This is a genomic window from Pseudomonas sp. LY-1, from assembly GCF_053502595.1.
Genome location: NZ_CP094353.1, coordinates 3763268 through 3782766, shown reverse-complemented (window position 1 = coordinate 3782766; position 19499 = coordinate 3763268). Strand labels below are relative to the sequence as shown.

General features: G+C 63.2%; 15 protein-coding genes. 6 read left to right on the top strand and 9 right to left on the bottom strand.

Annotation, left to right across the window (positions count from 1 at the left end):
* Positions 1-69 precede the first annotated feature (69 nt).
* Positions 70-4719: a hypothetical protein gene (locus tag MOQ67_RS17195; RefSeq protein WP_232925419.1), complete on the bottom strand. Its 4650-nt coding sequence runs from the start codon at positions 4717-4719 to the stop codon at positions 70-72.
* Positions 4720-5034: 315 nt separating this feature from the next.
* Entirely contained in the window at positions 5035-5526 is a 492-nt protein-coding gene (locus MOQ67_RS17190; protein ID WP_017845634.1) for an acyl-CoA thioesterase, read from the bottom strand.
* Between the two features lie 300 nt (positions 5527-5826).
* On the opposite strand from MOQ67_RS17190, the gene MOQ67_RS17185 reads away from it, so the two are divergent.
* Entirely contained in the window at positions 5827-6321 is a 495-nt protein-coding gene (locus tag MOQ67_RS17185; RefSeq protein ID WP_026139856.1) for a putative ATP-dependent zinc protease, read from the top strand.
* Between the two features lie 50 nt (positions 6322-6371).
* Here the strand turns inward: MOQ67_RS17185 and MOQ67_RS17180 are convergent, their stop codons facing one another.
* The 7 genes from MOQ67_RS17180 to MOQ67_RS17150 all read right to left on the bottom strand — a co-directional run bounded on the left by MOQ67_RS17180 (position 6372) and on the right by MOQ67_RS17150 (position 13269).
* Entirely contained in the window at positions 6372-7133 is a 762-nt protein-coding gene (locus MOQ67_RS17180) for an aspartyl/asparaginyl beta-hydroxylase domain-containing protein (protein WP_017845636.1), read from the bottom strand.
* A 19-nt stretch (positions 7134-7152) separates the two neighbouring features.
* Positions 7153-8118 (bottom strand): hypothetical protein, encoded by a 966-nt coding sequence (locus MOQ67_RS17175; RefSeq protein WP_198717557.1) that lies wholly within the window; start codon positions 8116-8118, stop codon positions 7153-7155.
* A 9-nt stretch (positions 8119-8127) separates the two neighbouring features.
* Entirely contained in the window at positions 8128-9057 is a 930-nt protein-coding gene (locus MOQ67_RS17170; protein WP_158243610.1) for a diacylglycerol/lipid kinase family protein, read from the bottom strand.
* Between the two features lie 56 nt (positions 9058-9113).
* Positions 9114-10193: an LPS export ABC transporter permease LptG gene (gene lptG / locus MOQ67_RS17165; protein ID WP_046484133.1), complete on the bottom strand. Its 1080-nt coding sequence runs from the start codon at positions 10191-10193 to the stop codon at positions 9114-9116.
* Positions 10190-11263: an LPS export ABC transporter permease LptF gene (gene lptF, locus MOQ67_RS17160; protein WP_017845640.1), complete on the bottom strand. Its 1074-nt coding sequence runs from the start codon at positions 11261-11263 to the stop codon at positions 10190-10192. The genes lptG and lptF overlap by 4 nt, the downstream gene beginning before the upstream one ends.
* 67 nt (positions 11264-11330) lie before the next feature.
* The gene (locus tag MOQ67_RS17155; protein ID WP_046383321.1) at positions 11331-12161 is read right to left on the bottom strand and encodes a nucleotidyltransferase family protein; all 831 of its coding nucleotides are present in this window, start codon (positions 12159-12161) and stop codon (positions 11331-11333) included.
* Positions 12145-13269 carry a hypothetical protein gene (locus MOQ67_RS17150; protein WP_017845642.1) on the bottom strand — a complete coding sequence of 375 codons (1125 nt, stop codon included), beginning with the start codon at positions 13267-13269 and terminating at the stop codon, positions 12145-12147. Before MOQ67_RS17150 ends, MOQ67_RS17155 begins: the two co-directional genes overlap by 17 nt.
* 312 nt (positions 13270-13581) lie before the next feature.
* Here MOQ67_RS17150 and MOQ67_RS17145 point away from each other — a divergent pair, with 312 nt between their 5' ends.
* Genes MOQ67_RS17145 through MOQ67_RS17125 form a run of 5 tightly spaced genes read left to right on the top strand, consistent with a single transcriptional unit; the run spans position 13582 to position 19498 of the window.
* A complete protein-coding gene (locus tag MOQ67_RS17145) occupies positions 13582-15372 on the top strand; it encodes a fatty acyl-AMP ligase (RefSeq protein WP_307847414.1) in 1791 nt (596 codons plus the stop codon).
* Positions 15372-16280 (top strand): NAD-dependent epimerase/dehydratase family protein, encoded by a 909-nt coding sequence (locus MOQ67_RS17140; protein ID WP_017845644.1) that lies wholly within the window; start codon positions 15372-15374, stop codon positions 16278-16280. Before MOQ67_RS17145 ends, MOQ67_RS17140 begins: the two co-directional genes overlap by 1 nt.
* A gap of 32 nt (positions 16281-16312) precedes the next feature.
* Positions 16313-16576, top strand: a complete 264-nt coding sequence (locus MOQ67_RS17135) for an acyl carrier protein (protein ID WP_017845645.1) — start codon at positions 16313-16315, stop codon at positions 16574-16576.
* Entirely contained in the window at positions 16563-17762 is a 1200-nt protein-coding gene (gene spt / locus MOQ67_RS17130) for a serine palmitoyltransferase (RefSeq protein WP_017845646.1), read from the top strand. The genes MOQ67_RS17135 and spt overlap by 14 nt, the downstream gene beginning before the upstream one ends.
* A complete protein-coding gene (locus MOQ67_RS17125; protein WP_017845647.1) occupies positions 17759-19498 on the top strand; it encodes an ABC transporter ATP-binding protein in 1740 nt (579 codons plus the stop codon). The genes spt and MOQ67_RS17125 overlap by 4 nt, the downstream gene beginning before the upstream one ends.
* Position 19499 lies beyond the last annotated feature (1 nt).

Genomic DNA, 19499 nt, shown 5'->3' with positions numbered 1-19499 from the left:
AAACGGCAGGACGGTGAGAGCCCCCTCGGATGTGCAGCCGTCACACCGCACATCATCCTCTGAGCGGCGTCAACGTTGCTCCAGCAGCATCGGCAGATACATATTTCCGATCACCAGCAACGGTCGCCGGTCCTCCACCAGCGACGAATACAGGGTCAACGAAAACACCCATTCCCCGCCATCCCGCTGCGGATTGGCTTGCTCGCGCCAGGTATCCACCGCCGTTTGCAGATTGCCCGCCGTACTGCTGTCGAGCGTCTGGTTGGGATACAGGTACACCGGCGTTTCCCCGACCAATCCATGGTTCGGTTCGAGTGGGTCGGTGGCCAGCTCGTAGGCATAGGCCACCCCGACGGTGATGCGTAGCCCGCCATTTTCCGCAGCGTCGCCGAACAGGCTGTCGAAGGCCGCCTGCAGGGCTGCGCTGATCGTGGTAGGGGCAGTCGCCAGCGGCACGCGCTGGTCCCAGGCATTGAGTGGGGTGGCCACGCTGGCGGCTTCGACCCGGTCGGTCTGGAACACGAACGCCGGATTGGTCGAGGGCCCGTCGGCACCCAGCAGTTTCTGGTTGCGCTGGACCAGGATCGAGCCCGTCGCGTTCTGCCAGCGGGCGACGTTGAGCCCCGCGAAGACCAGGCTGAAGGTCGGCCACGACGCCGGGACATGGACACCCGGCGCCACCTCGTAACGGGACTCGCTGGCCGAGACGCTTGTGCGCTCCAATTGCACCATCAAGCCCGCTGCGGTCAATGCCCAGACCTGCGGCCATTGCCCGTCGGGACCGACGCCAGCGCTCAGTGCCGTCAAGCCGAGACTGGCGACTTCGCGACTGGTCTGCGGCCCACCCCGGTCGGTGACCCGCGCCTGGAAGCTGAACTGATCGGTGTCCGGGGCCTGCAGGCGCGCATCCGGGCGGCTGTCGACCAGGCGCACGTTCCAGCTGTCGGCGACCGCACGGGCCAGATCGCGCAGCGTATTGGCTGCATTGCTCTGCACCGGTGTCAGGGCGCCGCTTTGCGGCAGGTCGCCGAGGATGTCCCAGAGACCATCGGCCACGGCGATATAGCGCGCCAACTCGACGAACAGATCCACGTCGCTGACGGCCAATCGCATCATCGGGTCGGGGCGCAGGTTGTAGCTCAGGGTCAGGCTGACGTCGTCCTGCTCGGCATGCTCGTGGGAGTAGGTGAAGCGGTGGTCCCACAGCGCCAGGCTGGCGAGGCTGACCTCGCTGTCTGCGCGCAGGGTACTGAGGGCGCGGCCGCTGCGCAGGCGCTGGCGCAGTTCGGCGTTCAGCGCGGTGGCACTGGCGCGTTGCTCGACGATCACCGGCAGCGCCGGGAAATCCCGCAGCGCAATCGGCACCGAGACTTCACCCAGGTCGACGCTCAACGCCGCTGGAAGGTCGCTGCCGCTCAGCGGCGGGACGAAGGTCAGCCATTGCGACGCAGCATAGCCGTCGGGCAGGCCGGCGCTGGTGATATTGCGCTCCAGGTCGGTGATGCCGAAGGCCATGTTGGCGGTGACCGTGCGGTGGCTGGCGGGATCGGACTCGGTCAGCAGCAGGGTGATGAACGGCGAGAAGTCAGTCAGCCAGCACTTGCCTGCGCTCATGCTCCAGGAGCGTTCCTCGCCGCCGCTGGTGACTTCGATGCCGCCGTACATGTCCGCTGGCAGCAATGCACTGTGCGGGTCTTGCCAGGCCGACGCGACCTCGCGGTTCAGTTGCACCAGGGTCGAGGCACTCCAGGCCCGGGACAGGTTGACGCCCAGTTGCTGTTGCAGGGTGGTGGCCGCAGCCGCCTGGCCGGCGACGGCATCCGGGTCGCTGATTGCCAGGACCGGCTCCAGCCCCTCGGGAATAGCTCCGGCCAGTTGGCGCTTGACCGCCACCAGGTCGCTGAGGGTCTGACGGGTATCCGGGGTACGGTACAGCGCGGCGACGTTGCTGGCGCCGAGGATGCGGTCCATGTCCGAGAGGAAACGCCCGGCCCAGGGCTCCACGTCGATGCCCTGGAAGTCGTGCTGGCTGCTGGCTTGCGACAGCGTGCCGTCGGGCAGCAAAACGTTGAGGCCGACGCCCTGGCGACTGACCAGGCTCTTGTACAGCGGGGTCAGGGCAAAGAAGCGTGGCTGCGGACCCGGAGCACCGGGCACCGTGGTGGCCCCGGCGATGCTCAGGGAGCGGATCCCGGTGTCGCCGAAGTTCACCGCCCACAGATCGCGGCTGTCCTCCAGGGCGCGGCCGGTGGCGATACGCAGGTCGGGCAGGGCCGCACGCATGGCGGCGATAAAGGCATTGAAGGCCAGGCCGCCGCCCTGGTCTTCGGCCGCAGGTACTAGCGGCGCCGGGATCGGGCTGCTGCTGCGCGACACGCCTGCGCTGTTATCGGCGGCGAAGTCCGGGTTGATCAGCGCCGTCGGCCGGCTCAGGGTCAGGCTCACATTGAGCGGGAAGGCCGGCCCCGGATAAGGCCCGCTGGCACCGATCGGCAGGCGGATACGCATCCCGCTTGGCGGTACCAGGGCCGGTGCCGCGGCGGCGAACAACGGTTTGTCGGCGTTCGCCGGGGTTTCGACGATTTCCTGGGCATTGACCTGCACCCCGGCTTCGGCGAAGCGCACGATCAGGCTGTTCAGGCAGTCGTTGGCCTGGGTGACCACGCTGGCCTGGCCTTGCGGGGCATCCAGGCGGATACCGCTGGCGATCAGGTTTGGCGTACCGACGTTGGCCAGGGCGAAGGCTCCGGCGCTGACCCCCAGCAGCCCGGCAATCGCCGATGGTGCGGTGGCGCTGGCGAATTGCGCAGGGGCGCAGATCAGCAGGGCGCCCGGGTTCAGCGCCTGGCTATCGTCGCCCATGCTTGCCAGCAGATCCGCCAGGGTCGCCGCAGGCGCCAGTTGTTGCAGCTGGCTCAGGGTGACGGCCAGGCTTTGCCCGCTGGCGGCGGTGGTCAGGCTGTAGGACTGGCCGCCGACGCGGATGCTCAGGGTCACGCCACCGGCCACGACCACTGGCATCTCCAGGTTGGCCGTGGCCAGGTCCAGGGTGTTCTGGGCGAAACGCGGGGCGATGGTGTCGAGGCTGTCGCCGCCCTGGATCGTGTAGGGCACCCGCACCTGTGCCGCGTCGCTCGGCCAGCTCACCCGGCCTGGCAGGGCGAAGGCGCCGTCCGCCGGCACCGCGAGATCCGGGTTGGCACCCAGCAGCAGTTCCGCCGGGCAGGCGTGGGCATCGGCGAACTGGTGCAGCGTCTGTGCGCCGTCGGCGCTGATCCCCGCACCGGCGTTGAAGTCGCCCAGATACAACAGCGTGCCCATCTCGAACAGATTGACCGAGCGGGTATTCAGCGCCGCCAGGGCTGCCTGGTCCAGACCGCTGCCGTTGTGCCCCAGGCTGTCGTCGTTGCCCGCGACCCAGACCGTGCTGGAAATCAGCTGGTTGGCCTGGAAGATCGCCGGCAGCGCCTGATGGCTCTGGCCCAGGTCGGTGACGCTGATATTCACCCCGAGGGCGGCGAAGGCGGTGCAGACCTGCGCCAGCGAGCGGATCGGCGCCGGTGCATCGGCCTCGGTCACCGTGACCGACACCTGCTCGGCCTCGGACACCGCGACCGAGAAGGTGATGCCCGGGGTGAGGATGGTCAGGCTGGCGTTATCCCCGGCCAGCAACCCCGGCAGGGTGCCGAGGAGATTGGCCAGGGTCGCCAGGTTGGCGCTGCCTTCGGCGGTATTGCGGGTCAGTGCAGGCGACACCTTGAGTACCGCGCCGCTGCGCAGCGGCAGCTCGCCGTTCTCGCGGGCAGCAAGCAACGCCTCGGCAGTGATGCTCGGCCAGCCGCTGGGGCGGGTGATAGCGGCGATGCTCTGCGCCGTGTCGTTTTCGGCGAACAGCGCATAGGCCGGTACCTTCAGCAGAGCACCGACACCGAACAGGGCCTGCATTGGTACTTGCGCGTTGGCCAGGGCCATTTCCGCGTAGCGCAGGCTGTAGTCCTCGGCCAGCGAGGCGAGGGTGGCATTGGCCGGGGCACGGGCGGCACCCAGGCGTGATGCGCTGGCGCTGAAGGCCTGGGACGCGGCGGCGAAGCGCCACAGCGGTTGCTGGTCGATACCGTGGGCGGCGCTGATGTCGAGGCTGGTTTCCACCGCCGCGCTCAGCGGCTGGCCGAGTTGGTAGTAGGCCTTGGCGTAGGCTTCGGCCTGGCGCTCGGCGGTTTGCGCGGCTGCATCGCCGGGCTGGCTTGGCGACGGCATCACCGTGGCCGGGCGCGCCTCCAGGCTGATGCTCAGGGTCACCTGGGCATCGCTGACGCTGACCGCCCAGGCACTGACCTGCGCCGGCCAGTCGCCGACGCCCAGCAATGGATCGGTATAGCCGCTGGGCAGGCTGACCTGGCCCTGGCCGGCGGGGTTGGCGCCGGTCTGGTTGCCGAAGATGTCCTGCAAGTTCAGCTCGACCAGGGCCGAGGGCAGGCTTGTGGCCCAGCTGAAGCCGCGATACGGGTCGTCGTCCGGGCTCGGCAGGCCGAGCACCCGCGGCAGTGGCGACGGTGTGGCGAAGCGGTACAGCGGCAGGATCTGCTCATACAGCCAGTACGCATCCCGTCGGGTGAGGCTGAGACAACCGAACTTCGCCGGGCTGATGCTGATCGTGTCCGCCAAGGGCAGTGGACAGGCCACCGGCGCCGAGTACTTGATCGGCGTCTGCCTGGCCATGGCTTCGGCCTTTTTCTACGCCGTGGCGGCGGCGATCACCAAGCGCCTCAAGGACTTGCCTTGGGCGCCGATGGGCATCACGTCGAAAGTTTTGATAGGCGCGGTGGCCACCTGGTGTGCCGGGCACGATGACCAGCCCTCGGCCGCACGGTGGAACCCGCCTTGTTTTAACCCGCTGTTAGACGATGGAGCGCTGCGTGTTCTTCATCACCTTCCAGCATGGACTGGAGGATCTCGGGGCCGCTCCGACTCAGGAGCGATATTTTCATAGTTGATCCTTGGTGTTCCGGGCAGGGTTGCGGGTGAGCGAAGGGCCTAACGGGGCGTGCCCAGTTCGCGTATCTCGTCGTAGCGAGCCTGCAGTTCCTGACGCTGTTGCCTGCGTAACTGGCCCTGGGCGTAGCGACGGCGCTCGGTCAGCGTGTCAGGCAGCAAGGGGCGCACGGGGCTGGGGCGCCCAGCGGCGTCGACGGCGACCATGGTGAAGTAGCAACTGTTGGTGTGGCGCACGGTACGCTCATGGATATTCTCGGTCATGACCTTCACGCCGATCTCGAGCGAAGTGCGTCCGGTGTAGTTGACTGACGCCAGGAAGGTGACCAGTTCGCCGACGTGGATCGGCTCCTTGAAAATCACCTGGTCAACCGAAAGGGTGACCACGTAACGGCCTGCATAGCGCTTGGCGCAGGCGAACGCCACTTCGTCGAGCATTTTCAACAACGCGCCGCCATGCACGTTGCCGGAGAAGTTGGCTTTGTCGGGGGTCATGAGCACGCTCATGCTCAGTTGGTAGCTGCCGGGTTCCATAGTTTCCTCATCACGGTAGGCATTGTCAGGGGCCCTTGTCGCCATGTAGGTCTGGCGCTTGAGGCTTTGCCTGGGGCGCATGACGTTAACAGCCAGCCGATGGAAGTAGCTATGTAACGAAGTGAAAGAGTGTATTTCGAATAAGTTAATAATTTACCGCAGTGCGTGTATATTTTAGCGCTAGGTATAATTTAATTTTGTAAAATAAGAGCGGATGATAAAGTGCGCTGAACACAGCGCGCCTGTTATTGGGCTTTATTGTTGCATTATCTGAAATTACTATTTGCGCCGGGTGAAATAATGCGTCGCTATACCACAGTTTTAAGCAGCTTTATGTTGGCATTGATTATTCCGCAATTGACCCAGGCCGCCGTTTTCGGTTGGCAGGAAAAGGCACTGATTCAACCTGAGCAAGGGAGTGTGGAGGTCGAACTTAGTCCCACTTCGCCGAAGTCTTCCATTGAAGTTCATGACCTCGTTCTATTCCAGAAAAATGGCGAGAATTGGGCGCGTTTCAGTGTACCGGTGATGCACGCATTGACGGGCACGACCGATTTGACGCTGGAGAGGAAAGTACTGCGCACCGAAAAAACCAAAAGCGCCTTTGGCAGCACTCAGCATCAGTTGGTGCGGATGTCGCTGTGCCTGGGTGACAAGGTATACGCCGAGGACCTTATGCTGAAAACCCACAGCAAAGGTGGTTCGCCGGTCAAGCTGGGGCGTGATGTGCTTGCGCACCTGGGCTTGGTTGATGCGTCGCGATTCGACACCCTCAAGCCTGATTGCAAGCCGTGATACCGCGCCAATCAGGCGTCGGGGGGCCCCGGAGCCTGATTGGCGATGATTTACTGGTTGAGGATCCCGCGATCCCAGTTCTGCTGATTCCTGCGCGCGTCCTGTATGAACGGCGACCACTGGATCAGCTTGAGCACCACCCGGTTCAGCAAGCGGCCTGGTAATGTCAGGGGCCGCTGCACATCCAGGAACAGCACCACGCGCCGCTCGTCAGTGTCGTTCCAGACCTGATGCTTGTAAGTGTCGTCGAATACCAGGCAACTGTCCTGCTGCCAATGGTGGACCTCATCACCCACCTCTATACGACACTGTTCGGCCTGTTGCGGGATGATCAACCCCAGATGCACCCGCAGCAATCCGTTGTAAGGCCCGCGGTGGGGCGGAATGTGCTTGCCGGGGCTGAGAATCGAGAAAAACGCGGTGTACATGCCCGGGATGGCCTCGATGGCCTGGGTCGTTTGTGGGCACTGGGCGCAATTGCCGTCGATCTTGTAGCCATAGCCGTAGAGGAAGAATGTCTTCCAGCGGTCGTCCTGGGTCAGTCTGGCCTGGTCTTTGGATATCTGCTGAAAACTGGGAATGGCATCGCTGTTGCGCAGCACGGCATCGAGCTCGGCGCGAATCACCGCCGACCGGGATTCCAGCTCCCGGGTCCAGGCGAAGATGGCCGGGTCAAAGAACGGCGTGTTACCCACCGTAGAGCTGCGCCGTATCAGATTTTCAAGGCGTTTGATGATCCACAGGCCGATGGCGACGCTGGGACGATGTTTGCGTTTTTTCTTGGGGGTCAAAGCCGTCTTCCTGGTGCTCATGGGAAATATCCTGTCGGTTTCATGTATGAGGTCGTTGTTTCAACAGCTTCCACAGCAGCGGCCAGCAGAACACCAGCGGATAGCGGCGCAACCGTTCCGGCTGTTTGATCGGCTCGCCCCAATGGCGCTCCAGTTTCCAGATGGCGTAATCCACTGCGCCCTTGACGGTAAACAGCGATTTGATCAGGCGCACCAGGTTCAATGCCCGGCCCTGAATGCGCCGGGTCCGCCAGTGCCGCGCCTGCCGTCGCTGCTGTTCAGCGGTGCTGTGGTTGATATACAGCTCGTCGGTCATCGACCCGGCAAAGCCAACGCCATCGACCTGGGCGGCCGCGACCAGGAGGGCGGCGAGGTAGCCTTGATTCTGCTGGGTAATCAGTGCCGGGCGGTTGCTGCTTTCGGGCCGCAGTTCGCTGCCGTAGGTAAAGCTCAAAGCGCGGGTCCAGAACGTGTCGCTGTTGAACAAGGGAGCTTGCAGGGAGACCGTTTCGCTGATCATGCGCAAGGCCGCGCGGCACACCGCTCGCTCCACGCGCCGTTGGATGGCGGGCGTGCGGCTGAACACCAGGCGGCTAGGCTGGGCAAAACGCGCCCACAGGTAGCTTTGAAACCAGCTATGGGTGCCTTGTTCAAAGTCGCTCACCGAAAGAATGGCGCACTTGGCGCGCAGGGTTTTGCCGGCGGTATCAGTGGCCGTGAACAGAAACACCGTGGGCGGCAGCAGGGCGTTGGCCCATTGACTGAGCCGGGAGGTGTGGATGTCCTGGTAGTTATCCACCAGGACGTACAGGTCGATCAACCCCTCATCGGTGGTGCGTGTGCGCAGGCAAGAACCGTAGAACAGGATCGCCGAGATGCCTGCGCCGAACCGCGCCATCAGCGCTTCAGTCAGTGCGTGCAGGTCTTGGTCCACCGGGCGCGCCAGTTCACGGCTCACCAACTCGAACAGGGGGAGTGTCGCCGGGTCCCGTTCAATCTCGATCATGGAATGTCCTTACAAGGTGATGAAGCGCACGGGCGGGCTGGCCTTGATTTCCAGTGTTCCGGTCACCGGGAATATCTCGCCGTCCAGTAGGTATTCGTGCAGGTGGTCAATGCTGGCGTGCTGGGCGTTGTGGCTCAGGTAGCCCGGATCCTGGCGCATGGCCGCGCTGGGTCGCCCGCGCAGTACGGCGGGCAAGGCCCGGCACAGGCGGGCAGGGGCCTGGGCAATGGCGGTCAGGCGCATGGGCTGGTGCTCGGCGCCCCAAAATGGCGTGCTGCCCAGCAGCAATTTGTCGAGGGTGGTGGCCAATACCAGCAGCCATGGCGCCTCGCGTGTCGTGCCGTTCACCGTGATAGGGGCGTTGACGGTCGGCAGCAGATGGCTGGCCGTGCGGGAAAACAACGCCAGCAGCATACGCACGAAGGCGGTCAATGGCCCTGCCAGCCCCTTGAGGCCGGTGGGGCGAACCCGTTCATGAAAATAGCGAACGCCGGTGACGATTGAACCCGCGCCAAAGAACAGGCCGCATTGTGCTCGCCGGGTGTGCGAGTCAGACACTTGCAGTACGGCCGTGGGTTTCTCCCGCGCGGTGTGGTCGTCATGGGTCAGCCAGCGCGTCAGTGCCTTGATTGCCCTGAGTGGGCTGCCACGCAACCCGATGGCATTGGCACTCATGTTGGTGGTGCCTGCGGGGACGATGAACACCTTGGGGACTTTCGCCCCCGGGGTTTGCAGCAGGCTGGTGAGCGCCGCCTGCAGCGTGCCATCCCCGCCCACTACGACCAACAAGTCGTTTTCCATCAGCGCCCAGCTGGCGATGGCAGTCTCGACCTCGGCCGGGGTGCGCACCTGCGCGACGCGGGCGCGGGGCAATCTATGGATCAGGCGGCACATGCGTGCCTGCTGGCGACGGACGCGGCCGCTGAGGGGGTTGATCAAAACGCCGATGCATCGTGGCTTAGCAATTGAAGGTGGGTTGATGTTCATGACGTTGCCTAGGCGTTTCGGTCGAAGCGATAGACCAGCATCAATGCCGCGCCCAGAATAAACAGCGGTGGCAACAAGGTGGTCAACAGCGGATTCAGGGCAAACAGCAGCCCCAGGTTGACGATGATCTGATTACCCACATAGGTCAGCAGACCGACGACAGCGCCCACCGCCAGGCGGCTGCCCATCCCGGGGTCGCGCTGTTGCACGAAGGTGAAGGGTACCGCCAGCAGGATCATCGCCAGCGTCAGGATCGGCCGGCCGAACTTCTGCCACAGGGCGATGCTGTACTGATCGACCGGTTGATCGGTGGCCTTGAGAAAGTGGATGTAGCGGCTCAACTGCTTGATGGAAAAACTGTCGCTGGGCAGGGTCAGTTCCTTGAGATGAATACTGGAAAAGATCGACGTCCATTGCAGGCTATCCAACTCGCGGACCGTTTCTTCGCCGTTGCTCCATTGCTTGAAGTTGACTTGGTTGAGTGTCCAGCTGCCGTCCTGGGATACGCTGGCATTGTCGGCGTGAATGTAACTGACCAGGGTGTTGTCCGGGTTGTAGTGGAATATCTCGATGCCCATGGGCCGGTTGTGCGCGGCCACGCTGTCGATCCTGGCGATTTCATTGCCGCGCCTGGCCCACAGCGTCCCCTTGGCATTGACTGCCTCATCGGAACTGGTGATGGCGGCGTTGCGCATCTGCAGGCCGCGTTGCTGCAACGGTGAGGCCACCCATTCATCCAGTGCTGCCAGGCTGGCGGTCAGCAGCACGCCTGCGGTGACGGCCGCCAGGGCAATACGCACGATGGACACACCAGCGGCGCGCAGGGCCGTGAGCTCCTGGCTGACCGCCAGTTGGCCGAGGCCGACGATGCCGCCCAACAGGGCGATGAAGGGCCCCAGGTCGATCAGGCGACGGGGCAGCGTCATCAGCACCACCGCCACCGCCTGGGTCCAGCGGTAGCCGCCAGCGCTGACATTGTCGAGTTCGCTGATCAGATCAAAAGTCGTGAACAACGGAATCAGCAGTGCAGCGGCAGCACCGAAACCCACGAACACGTTCCTGACCAGGTAGCGACCCCAAAGGCTCATCGCGAAAACCTCGGCAGCAGCCGCAGGTCACGAGCCATCAAGGCCCCCAGACCAACCAGCATCAGCAGGGGGACCAGCCACAGGCCCGGGATCAGGGGCAGGGCGGTATTGGCTACCAGGGTGCGGCACAGGTTGCCGGCATAGAAGATCACCGTAAACAGGATCGCGATCGGCAGCAGGGTTGAGAACCGGCCTTTGCGTGGTGCGGTCCGGCTCAGCGGCACGGCCAGCAGGGCCATGAGAATGGCATTCAGGCCGCGGCTTTCACGCCATTGCAGTTCGGCTTTGTCCTGGGGCATGGCCGACATGGCCAGCGTCGCGCTGGGGGTGGATTTGCGCTTTGACTCATCGGTCGGTTCCACCGGCTTGAGGTGTAGCAGCAACGCTTTGTAATTCAGTGTGCTGTCCTTGCTGCCGCGATGCTCCAGCGTATAACTGGTGCCCTGTTGCAGGGTCAGCGCCGGCGTCGTGGGGTCGGGATCGGTAATGGTCGCCACGTTGGCGCGCAGCACGCGGCTTTTGCCTTCGGTCGGGTCGTAGATCAGCGCGTCGGTGAGCTGGTTGGTGTCCGGGTCGATGTGCTGGGCCAGGATCATCCGGCCGTTGTCATCGTTGAGGTTGAAGCGTTGGGCCTGCAGGTGACTGACGTCGAGGTCGGAGCGCGATTGCTGTTCCAGTTGATAGGTTTGCGTATAGGCCCAGGGCCGGCCGTAGAACGACAGCGCAGCCACCGCCAGGGCCAGCGGTGTGGCGATGATCAGAATGGCCCGGTAGATACGCAACGGGCTGGCACCGGACGCCAGGATGGCGGTGATTTCCGAGTCGTTGTATAGCCGACCCAGCGCGATGGCCACCGAGGCATACAGCCCGACGGGCAGCAGCATCTCCAGCGCGATCAGCACTTTGTAGAAAACGATGTCGAGGACCACCCCCAGCGCCAGGGTGCCGTTGGCGGCCTCCGTCAGGTAGCGTTCGGCCGAGTAACTGGCGAAAACAAAGGTCAGGAAGCCAACCATCATCGTCACAGGACGGCGTACTTCGGAAATGATGTAGCGCTCGATCGTAAGCATGTACCGCAAGCCTTCAACGCGGCATCAGCCGTGCACAGTAAAAAGGGGAATGAAGCGGGTGAGTCGGTCAGGCCGCAGGGCGCCCGTGGTCCTTGGCCATCTCGCGCAGGGTGCGTTCCACTAGCGCGAAGTCGTTGGCTGAATCCACATCCACCGCCGCTTCCGGGAAGGGCATGACCACAGCGCCCACGCGTGCGCCGAGCACCCGGGAAAGCTGGTTCAGCGCATGCTTGAGGGACAGTTCGCCCAGCAGGTAGCGCACGGTAGCCAGCGGGCCAAGCGCACGGGCCACAACTTGTCGGGGACGCTTGCGCGCTTCTTCCATGCCACGCCAGTACTGCGCCACCTTGGCACCCTGTGGGGTGAGGAAGGCGAACAGGTTGCTGCCGCAATACGGGCCACCCTTGAGCCGGATGGCCGTTCTGGCCGTGCCAGGGAATCGTTGCAGCACTGTCTCCAGGGGCGTCACGGCAACCGCCACGTCACAATCCAGGGCGGCTGCCTGGGTGAGGAAGTAGTCGACCATGTCGCCGCGCAGCAAGGCATGGTCGGCGGTCGTCACCAACAATGGCCAGTGTTGTCGCCTGGCCAGGCCATGGGCGACGCTTGCAGCCGGGGTTGCCTGGGGTTGCAGAAAGCTCAACTGCTCGCTGAGGATCATCGACCGTACATGGAGGTCCTTCTCCAGCAGCGCCAGCGAAGGCCCGATCAACGTTACCCGGCCAACCTGGGCGCTGTCGTGCAAAGCGCCCAGCACACGGTGCAGCATCGGCACCCCTGCGATTGGCGTCAGCGCCTTGCAACCCGCCGAGCCCAGCGCAGCCACCGGGTCATGGCCATGGCGATCCGCACCCAGCACCAGCGCGTCGAAACGCGGTGGTTCAAATTGCTTTTTCATACAGGCGATACCGTTTGTAGGGGGCGGCACCGATGCGATCCAGAATCGTCCGCATACCGGTGTTGGTTTCCAGGATCCAGGACATTTCCAGTGCTTCGATGTCACGTTTCTCGAACGGCGCCTTCAAGGCTTCGATCAGCAACAGTGCGATGATCGGCCCCATTCGGCTGAACTGGTACTGCTGTCGCACACCCATCAGCGGTACCCGCGCGGTGCGTACGCCACTGACTTTCAGACGCCACAATAATTTGGCCCAGCCCAATGGCAGCAGGCGCCCATCCAGGTCGGCGATGGCTTCGTTGATGTTGGGCAGGGCAACGATGAAGGCACAGGGCTCACCGTCGACCTCGGCGATATAGATCATGTCTTCGGGCACCAGGAATTTCAGTTGCGCGCCCATCTCGTCGAACTCACGTTCGGTGAACGGTACAAACCCCCAGTTTTTCTGCCAGGCATCGTTGAACACGGCGCGTAGTACCTGCATTTCCCGTGCGAAATGCTTGCGGTCAAGCTGCCGGATGGTGACTCTACCGCGCATGCAGTCCATCAGTGATGTCAGCGCCGGGGTGAAGGACAGGTCGGTGCGTCGCATCCAGTAAGCCAGCAGGTCCATGCCCTTGGCGTAGCCCTGCTGCTCCAGGCGCGCGGCGTAGTAGGGCTTGCCATGCTCCATCAGCGCCGACGGCGGTGTATCGAACCCGTCGACCAGCAGGCCGCTTTCCTGATTGATGTTCAAGCCAAACGGGCCGGTGATTCGGTGGGCGCCCTGTTTGCGCAGCCAGGTCTCCGCCGTATGAGTCAACAGGCTGAACACTGCCTCGTCATCGATGGCGTCGAGCATGCCGAAATGGCCGGTGTCCATGCCGTGCAGATCACGATGCAGTGAATCCACCTGAGCGGTAATGCGGCCCACCACTTCACCGCCGCGTCGCGCAATCCAGGCCTGCCAGTGAATGTGGTCCGATGCCGGGTTCTTCGCCGACAGATGCTCGATACGTTCCACATGCAGGGGTTGGACCCAGTGGGGATCGTCTGCGTACAAGTGGGAGGGCAGGGAGATGAAGGCTTTTAAACCAGCCTTGTCGCTGACCTGTTCTATGGAAATCATGGCTGACCTAAATCCAACTAACTTCGAGGGGGTGTTAACTTAACTAACGTAACGCACGGTTGATCACCGCAAATGCGGCGTAAATGAAACCGCTATTAACTAAGTTTGTATATAAAATCTTCATCGCTGTTTCAGATGACGGGTATCTGATAAATGAATAGTCGTTCAGAAAACAACTCCTGTTAATCTTCGCGCCGAATTTGATTCAATCAGAATTTGAACACTGCGCAGGCAACAATCGCTTGCTGGCTGCGGCGCAGATGCGCTGTTTCCTATCTTATTGTCACCTGATAAATGCATCGGCCAAATGAAATGTTGCGGGTGGATTTGCCGTCATGCGATCAGGCCGAAGGTTCTCATCTAATGGCTGTGCTGTATATGTCAGAAACAAGCTCAAATCATTCCATACCCATGCGTCACGCAGACTTTGAAAGTCTGGTAGAGGCATTGGATTATGCCGCCACCGGTCAAACCGGCATGAACTTCTATGACCGACGCAGTCAGTTGGTCAGCTCGTTCGAGTACCGCATGCTGAAACGGCGCGCCCTGATGGGCGCACGTCGCCTGCTCGGCTTGGGGCTGGTGCGGGGCGACCGGGTGGCACTGATCGCCGACACCAATGCCACGTTCGTCGAAGTGTTCTTCGCCTGCCAATACGCGGGGCTGATCCCCGTGCCGTTGCCCATTCCCATGGGGGTTGGCCAGCATTCATCCTACGTGGACAAGCTGCGTGGGTTGCTGAACAGTTGCAGCCCGGCTGCGGTGTGCGGTGGCGAGGAATGGCTGCCGCTGGTGCGAGAGGCCGCTGCCGATATGCCGCCGATGCCCTTGCTCAGTGGTGTCGACATCGACGCGCTGCCAGAGGCCGAGGTCGAATTGCAGGCACCTGGCGCGGACGATGTGGCGTACCTTCAGTACACCTCGGGCAGCACCCGCTTTCCTCGAGGCGTGGTGATTACCCAGCGCGCGGTCATGGCCAACTTGCAGGTTATCAGTCGTGACGGCATCAAGCTGCGCGAAGGCGACCGCTGCGTTTCATGGCTGCCTTTCTATCACGACATGGGCCTGGTGGGGTTCGTCCTCACACCCGTCGCCACTCAACTGTCGGTCGACTACCTGCGCACGCAGGACTTCGCCATGCGCCCCTTGCAATGGTTGAAGCTGATCAGCCGCAATCGTGGCACGGTGTCCGTGGCGCCACCGTTCGGTTACAACCTGTGCCTGCGGCGTTGCAGTGACAAGGACCTGGCCGAGCTTGACCTGAGAAGTTGGCGGGTTGCTGGTGTGGGCGCAGAGCCGGTCCCGTTCGAGGCACTGACGCAATTTGCCGAACGTTTTGCGGCAACAGGTTTCGCGACAGAGGCGTTCATGCCGTGCTTCGGTCTGGCGGAAAGCACCCTGGCGGTCAGCTTTGCCGACACCCCCAAAGGCCTGCGGGCCGATGTGATCGATCGCGATGTACTGGAGCACAGCGGCAAGGCCGTACCGCCCACGTCACGCACACGTGCCGTCAGCACGTTCGTGAACTGCGGGGCGGTCCTGCCCGGGCACCGGCTGGAAATTCGCAACGCCCAGGGTGAGGTGCTCGGCGAGCGCGAGGTGGGGCAGATCTTCATTGCCGGCCCCAGCCTGATGAGTGGCTATTTCCGCGACCCTGACTCGCAACTGCAGGCCTCCCAATGGCTGGGCACCGGCGACCTGGGTTATTTGTTCGAGGGCAATCTACATGTCACCGGCCGCAAGAAAGACCTCATTATCATTCGCGGGCGCAACATCTGGCCTCAGGATATCGAGCACGTGGCCGAGGGCGAGCCTGGCGTGCGGCCGGGCGATGCGATCGCCTTCGTGACGTCGCGCGGTGATGAGTCAGTGGTGGTGATGCAGATCCAGTGCCGGGTGGCCTCGCCCGCATCGCGCGAGCAAATGGTCCGCTCGCTGTCGGGGCGCATCCAGAGTGAGTTCGGCGTCAGCGTCGACATTCAGTTGGTACCGCCGCAAAGCATTCCGCGTACCTCATCCGGCAAACCGGCACGTGCTGAGGCCAAACGTCGCTACCTGAGCATGCTCGACGCTCTTGCGTTGCCTGCCGCGGCCATCGCCTGATGAGCTTGACCGTGGCAATCACGGGGGCCACCGGCTTTATCGGCCGGCGCATTCTGCAGGCCCTGTTGGCGCGCGGTATCGCCGTGCGTGCGTTGACCCGCCGATCGGTGGCGAGCCTGGACGCCGTGACGTGGGTGCGCGGGTCGCTGGAAGATGAGGCATCGCTGGCCAGGCTGGTCAGCGGCGCTAGTGCAGTCATCCATTGTGCTGGCCAGGTGCGTGGTCGCAGCCGCGTAGTGTTTCAGCGCTGTAACGTCGAGGGCACCCGGCGCCTGGTGCAGGCAGCCAAGGCTGCCGGTTGCGAGCGTTTCCTGTTGTTTTCTTCGCTGGCTGCCAGGTACCCGCACCTGTCGTGGTACGCCGAGTCCAAGTTCGATGCCGAAGTCGCTGCCCTCCAGGCGGCCGCCGACATGCCCATCAGCATTTTCCGGCCTACGGCCGTCTATGGGCCAGGCGACAGCGAATTGCAGCCGGTACTGTCGGCACTGCTGCGTGGCTGGCTGCCCCGGCTTGGCCATGCCGATGCACGGCTGTCTTTTCTGCATGTGGAAGACCTGGTCCAGGCCACCCTGCGCTGGCTAGACGTGGAGGCCATTCATGCCGTGCGCTACGAAATCAATGACGGTGCCAAGGATGGCTACGGTTGGAAGCAACTGGCCGCCATGGGGGCGCTGATACGCGGCGGGCCGGTGCGTCTGATCGGTGTTCCCACAGCCTTACTCTTGCAGCTGTCACGCCTGAACCTGGCCTGGCATCGCCTGGCAGGTGGCGAGCCCATGCTGACGCCGAGCAAGGTCAACGAGCTTATCCATCCCGACTGGTCATCCAGCAACCGCCTTATCTCGAAGGACCTGGGCTGGTACCCGGCCATTGAGCTTGAACACGCGTTGCGTGAACGGTTGTTTTGATCCCACTTTCATACAGATATCAGACTCTTTTTATGTTGAAGCGCGAAGTCGTCACCGACTACATCCTGGAATGCCTGAGCGGCTTGACCGCCGACAAGCAACGGCCAGTAGGCCTGCACAGCAACCTGATCGAAGACCTGGGCCTTGAGTCCATCAAGATCATGGACTTGCTGATGATGCTGGAAGACCAGTTCGACCTGTCTATCCCAATCAATATCCTGATTGATGTCAGCACACCCGCCGATCTCACCGACGCACTGATGATCTACCTGGAGGAGCATCATGGGGTTGTATGACAGTTTTTCCCGCCTGGCACAGGAGCGCGAAGCGTTCCAGGACGACGGCCTCAACCCTTTTGGCACCTGCATCGATGAGGTCCATTGCGCCACCCAGGGACGCATCGGCAATCGTCGCGTCATTTTGGCCGGTACCAACAACTACCTGGGCCTGACGTTTGACCCTCAGGCCATTGCCGCCGCCCAGGCTGCCTTGGTCGAGCAGGGCACTGGCACTACCGGTTCGCGCATGGCCAACGGCAGTTACGGCGGGCACGTGGCACTGGAGCAGGAGTTGGCGGCGTTCTTCGAGCGGCCATCCGCCATTGTCTTCTCCACCGGTTATGTCGCCAACCTGGGCGTCATCAGCGCCCTGGCGACGCCCAAGGCCGTGGTGCTGCTCGATGCCGATTGCCACGCCAGTATCTACGATGCATGCGCCCTGGGAGGGGCGCAGATCATCCGTTTTCGTCACAACGACGCCGCGGACCTTGAGCGACGCATGGTGCGCCTCGGCGAACAGGCCAAGCATGCGCTGATCATCGTCGAAGGCATCTACAGCATGCTCGGTGACGTGGCTCCGCTGCAGGAAATCGTCGAGATCAAGCGCCGCCTGGGTGGTTACCTGCTGCTGGACGAGGCGCACTCCTTCGGCGTGATGGGCGCGACTGGCCGTGGCCTGGCCCAGGCGCTGGATGTGGAGCAGGACGTCGATATCATCCTCGGGACGTTCAGCAAGAGCCTCGCGGCCATTGGCGGCTTCGCGGTGGGTAATGACCGCGGCATGGAAGTGCTGCGCTATGCCAGTCGTCCTTATATTTTCACCGCCTCGCCGTCGCCATCGGCCATTGCCTCCGTGCGTTCGGCGCTGCAGACCATTGCACAAGCCCCTGAGTTGCGCGAAAAGCTGTGGCAAAACGCCCATCGCCTGTATGACGGCCTGGCAGCATTGGGTTACCAGGTGGGCCCGCATGCCAGCCCGGTGGTGCCGGTGATGATCGGCACCAAGGAGCAGGGCGTGCGCTTCTGGCGAGCGTTGATCGAGCACGGGGTGTATGTGAACCTGGTGCTGCCGCCGGCCGCGCCTGCGGGCATCACGCTGGTGCGGTGCAGTGTCAGCGCGGCCCATTCGGAACAGGAAATCGACGTCATGGTGGAGGCCTTCGCCGCCCTGCGTGACAGCGATATCCTGGAGTCGGTGGCATGAGAATCATCCTGGCATTCGGCAAATCCTACCCCCTTCGCACAATCTTGATGCTGCTCAGCCTGGTGGTCGCCGGTGTGGTGGAGGGCGCGAGCCTGACCACCATGCTGCCCCTGGTGTCGGTCATGCTGGGTGACAGCGGCCACTCAAGCATGGTGGCCGGCCATGTTGCCAGCGTGCTGCACAGTGTAGGGCTGGAGCCTTCCATCACCGTATTGTTGATTATCATCGTGGTCGGCATGTCCTTGACCAGCCTGCTGATTCTGCTGGCCAATCGTCAGGTGGGCTACACCGTGGCACACGTAGCCACGGACCTGCGTGTCGACCTGATCAATGCCACGCTGGGCAGCCGATGGGAGCATTACCTGCGTCAGCCGGGCGGGGCCCTGGCCAACGCCGTGGCCACCGAGGCGTTCCGTGCCTCGACGGCCTACGAGCACGCCGCCAACATGGTGGCCCTGACGATTCAGGCCATTGCCTACGCCATCATTGCCTTCGTGGTGTCCTGGCAGGCCGCCCTGGTGTGTATTGCCCTGGGCCTGACCATTTTACTGGCCTTGCGAGGCCTGGTGAAAACCTCGCGCAAGGCCGGCAAAAGCCAGACCGGGCTGATGCGCGAACTGCTGATCAACCTGAGCGACACCCTGGGTTCGGTCAAACCGCTGAAGGCGATGGCCCGCGAGGACATCGCCGATTCGCTGCTGCGCAGCCAGGCGACCGAGCTCAACATTGCCATGGAAAAGGAAGTCACCAGCCGCGAGACCCTGCGCGCCCTGCAGGAGCCGCTGCTGGCGCTGCTGGCCGCAGGCGGTCTGTACGCCGGCCTGGTGATCTGGAAGCTGCCGATGTCCTCGGTGATGGTGCTGATATTCATGGTCGTGCGCGTGCTTGGGCTGATGCACAAGGCGCAGCAGCGCTATCACCGCATGGTCGGGCAGGAGAGCGCGTTCTGGGCCCTGCGCGAGGCGGTGGAAGAAGCCGAGGCCCAGCGCGAACCCGCCGGCGGCAGCCTCCAGCCAACGTTGGCCCGGAACATTGTGTTCGATCAGGTTTCGTTTACCTACGGCGGTCGACGCGTCCTCGACGAGGCCAGCGTGAGTTTCGAGGTGGGCACCATGACAACGCTGGTTGGCCCGTCGGGCACCGGCAAAACCACGGTTCTTGACCTGCTGTGCGCTTTGCTGGTGGCTCAAGACGGCAGCATCCGCGTGGATGGCCGGGCGTTGGGCGATCTGCAACGGCGCAGTTGGCGCCGGATGATTGGCTACGTGACCCAGGAAACCCTGCTGCTACACGACAGTGTGCTGGCCAACGTCACCCTCGGTGAGCCGTCATTGACCGAAGCCGATGCCGAGCATGCGTTGCGTCAGGCCGGCGCCTGGGAATTCGTGCAGGGCCTGGATTACGGCCTGCACACGCGGGTTGGGGAGCGGGGCGGCCAACTGTCCGGTGGTCAGCGCCAGCGGATCATTATCGCCCGCGCGCTCGCGCACCGGCCCCGCCTGCTGATCCTGGACGAGGCCACCAGTGCGCTGGACGCCGAATCCGAAGCCGACATCTGCGCCACGCTCAAGGCGTTGACGCCGAACATCACCATTATCGCCGTGTCGCACCGTCCGCGCCTGATCGAGGTGGCGGACAAGGTTGTCGAGTTGGTCGAGGGTAAATTCAAGGTCGTGACAGGTGGGCATGCGCCGCTGCCGCGTCCCGCTCTGAGCCATGGCACGGGAGGCCGCTGAG